Origin of the sequence: Vibrio sp. 10N.261.55.A7 (assembly GCF_002877365.1) — a bacterium.
GTDB lineage: Bacteria > Pseudomonadota > Gammaproteobacteria > Enterobacterales > Vibrionaceae > Vibrio.
On record NZ_MCWZ01000063.1, the window covers coordinates 1 to 3,101 of the forward strand.

At 44.0% G+C, this 3,101-nt stretch carries 4 protein-coding genes; 2 read left to right on the forward strand and 2 right to left on the reverse strand.

Features of this window, described 5'->3' with window-relative positions; genetic code table 11:
• Window positions 1-156: 156 nt before the first annotated feature.
• Window positions 157-1,083, reverse strand: coding sequence for an EamA family transporter (locus BCU12_RS05075; RefSeq protein WP_102403275.1), 927 nt, complete (start codon window positions 1,081-1,083; stop codon window positions 157-159).
• Between the two features lie 220 nt (window positions 1,084-1,303).
• A complete protein-coding gene (locus tag BCU12_RS05080; protein ID WP_102403276.1) occupies window positions 1,304-2,014 on the reverse strand; it encodes a helix-turn-helix domain-containing protein in 711 nt (236 codons plus the stop codon).
• Window positions 2,015-2,232: 218 nt separating this feature from the next.
• Here BCU12_RS05080 and BCU12_RS05085 point away from each other — a divergent pair, with 218 nt between their 5' ends.
• Both BCU12_RS05085 and BCU12_RS05090 read left to right on the forward strand, forming a co-directional pair.
• A complete protein-coding gene (locus BCU12_RS05085; RefSeq protein ID WP_102403277.1) occupies window positions 2,233-2,652 on the forward strand; it encodes a universal stress protein in 420 nt (139 codons plus the stop codon).
• A 212-nt stretch (window positions 2,653-2,864) separates the two neighbouring features.
• Window positions 2,865-3,101: LacI family DNA-binding transcriptional regulator (locus BCU12_RS05090; RefSeq protein ID WP_133153812.1), on the forward strand; the 237-nt coding region annotated here is incomplete at its 3' end.

The window sequence follows — 3,101 nt, forward strand, 5'->3', positions numbered from 1 at the left end:
GTATTCATAGCTTCAACTATCAAAAATGGTGACGTGTATTGTTATGGTTTCTATAGGACAAGTTCAAGAAAAATTTGTTCACTCTTATTAAAAATAATGACTCGATAGTTGAAAGCTGACCGTTGTTACGCGTCCGTTCTTGCGCATCTTGGCCGACTAGCCCGTCAATTTGATCGTCTCGATTGCGCTCTTACTTGGCATCAATTGTAAGATTAAGCAGAACACAATGGCGATCATGCCGCCCCAACCTAACAGGGTTAGTCTTTCACCAACAATCCAAACAGCAAACAAAGTGGCGACGGCCGGCTCTAATAAAGTAATGAGTGTGGCTTGACTCGCCTCTATTGTTCTTAAACCTATGCCAAAGAGTAAGTAGCCTAAAAACATTGGAAATATCGCCATGTAAAAGGCAATGGAAACGTGTGTTGAATTTAGAAACAGGTTTTCACCAGTAAAGTATAAAGATGGAATCAACACCAGCGACGCTAAGCCAAACATACTCGCCACACTCGATTGCGACTGTACACCTTTGTCGATGAGTGCTTTTGCCACCCATGAGTAGATGGCATACGTTAAACCCGCTAACAGTCCAAGTAATAGCCCCCAAACATAAAGAGTATCTTTCAATACGCCACTGGCTTGATCGGGTTTTCCAATAATCAAACAACAGATACCAAGCACACCCAAGACAAAACTCACCACCCAGTTAACAGATACCCTTTTCTTGCTGATAAGGCACTCCAACAAAACGGTAAAGAAAGGTGCACTGGCAATAGAAACAACGGTACCGATGGCCACACCAGACCAATTCATCGCCGTATAAAAAGCGAGCGGATACACCACAACCGCCGCCCCTCCCAGTAATAGCAACCTAGAGTTTGCTAACAGCAGTGGGCTGTCTGAAAGCAGGGTTCGATAAGAGTAAAACAGTAAAAACAGCCCACCTACGCCTGTCGCAAAGGCCCCCGTCGCCAATGGGCTGACGTTCTGTGTGAAACTGGCCGCAGTCCCTGTTGTGCCCCAAAGAACACTTGCCAATACTATCGCCCCAATTCCATGTTTTTTAGCTGCACTGCCCATCATTCCATTTCCTCTCTATCACACACCGTCGCGTCAATAGAGCGATATTATTCTTAAAGGAAATAGAACATCTTGCCGTTCAGACGGTATTGTTGTTTAGAAAGACTGAAATCGATGGAATGACAAAAATGAATGACGGCCTGGATTGAGTAAGGGATCACTAAAAAGAAATGCAATCCCTAAAGAAGCTGACTCGAAGGCTGATACAAGGGAATTGGAGTCGCTAACCTGAAATGTTCGAAGGTGAAAGGCCAAAATGAAGAGAGAATCGACGGCTAAACGCACTAGGATCTCGATACCCTACCTTTTCTGCCACCACAGGGATAGGGTAATCGGTGTTCAGCAGCAAAGCTTTAGCACGTTCCATGCGCATGTTGGTCAGGTATTGCATCACCGAGTCGCTCGTTTGCTTCTTAAATAGCGTCTTCAATTGCGTTGGGCTTAAACATGCCACCTCGGCTAGCGAATCGATCGTCAACACTTCACTTAAATGCGCTTCCATGTAATCCACCACATTCCTCACCCTATTATCAAATTGCTTAAACATTCTCTGCTCACTCAGTAACTGATAAAACAGTGAGAACATCTGCTGTTCGAGAGAGGGGTTTCTTTGATAGGAAAGCTGCTCTTCTATAAATGAGAGAAACTGCATCAGTGGCGCGCTGATCGTGAAAACAGACACGTTTGAATTTTCAAGGTTCTCTGGTAGACATTTCAGGTCAACAACCACGAATTTAGCGTGTTCGTCGGCCGTAAAGTAGTGCATCACACCTGTTTTAATCATCACGCATTCGCCTGGCGTCACCTTACCAGAATAGGAACCATCAATATCCAGTCGAATGACGCCTCTAAGTGGCAGCACAAGTTGTGGAAACGGGTGAGCATGCCCTCTCTTTTGGCGAGTATAGGATCGGATAGAGAGTGAGTTCGGCATGATTCAAATCCATTCGGCGTATAATTTCTGTCTGAGAAGTCGCCATCCTATCGCAGTTAGTTTCAGTTCTGAAGCCTATCTCAGTCTTGATTTCTTTAAAAACGAGAAACCTTGGCACTCTGTCTTGTTGAAGCATTTTCTATTTTGCGACCGCTTCGGCATCTATTTTTATTCCTCGGCACTATTCTGAATACAGTGAATAAAGAAAAGGAATAGTTATGAAATACAAACACATCCTAGTTGCCCTCGAGCTTTCTGAAGACAGTAAGGTTCTAATCGATAGAGCCGTTTCACTAGCCAAAACCATGAGTGCAGAAATTTCTTTTGTGCATATGGATGGGACGCACGGCGAGATTTACCCAGACCTCATTGATATTACCTCTGGGGTGGAAGATATTCCGCTAAAACAAAATTCCATCGACCAATTAAGAGCCTTTGAGTCGTACACCGATTTCCCAATTAAGAGTTTCTTTGTGGGCACCGGTGATTTAAGTAACAAACTTCATGAGACTATTATCGATAACAATGTCGATTTATTAATATGCGGTCACCACCATGACTTCTGGAGCAGTATCGTTTCCTACTCCAAACACCTTATTAATAAGTCCCCTGTCGATATTCTTATTGTCCCTATCTAAGCCAAAACACTTGGGCATCTCATTCTACGGATGCCCAATCACCTTTGTTTCATGCCTTCTTCCCTTGTTCCCTGTTCCATAGCGGCGACACCTCAAATGGAAGATGTACATCACGAGACAGATCAAACTTTGGCAGCGCACTTCTCTAGAGCCGACAAAATCTGGTATCTTCAAAGTCTAATCAAGGATCAGTAGTCTGATAAGAGGAATGGATGGCAACAATTTCAGATGTATCACGTATTGCCGGTGTATCCAAAGCGACGGTATCACGAGTCATTAATGGCACAGGCCAAGTAAAAGAGAGTACTCGAGAGTTAGTTCGATCCGTCATGCATGAACTGAACTACAAACCGAGTTCGGTCGCCCAAGCGTTAGCGACGAAAAGTGGCAACAGCATTGGTTTGGTCCTCTCAGACTTTACTGGCAGTTATTTTGGTATTCTACTAAAA

Coding starts and splice junctions, on each gene's coding strand:
- BCU12_RS05075 (WP_102403275.1), bottom strand. CDS start 1,083: ATGATGGGCAGTGCAGCTAAAAAACATGGAATTGGGGCGATAGTATTG.
- BCU12_RS05080 (WP_102403276.1), bottom strand. CDS start 2,014: ATGCCGAACTCACTCTCTATCCGATCCTATACTCGCCAAAAGAGAGGG.
- BCU12_RS05085 (WP_102403277.1), top strand. CDS start 2,233: ATGAAATACAAACACATCCTAGTTGCCCTCGAGCTTTCTGAAGACAGT.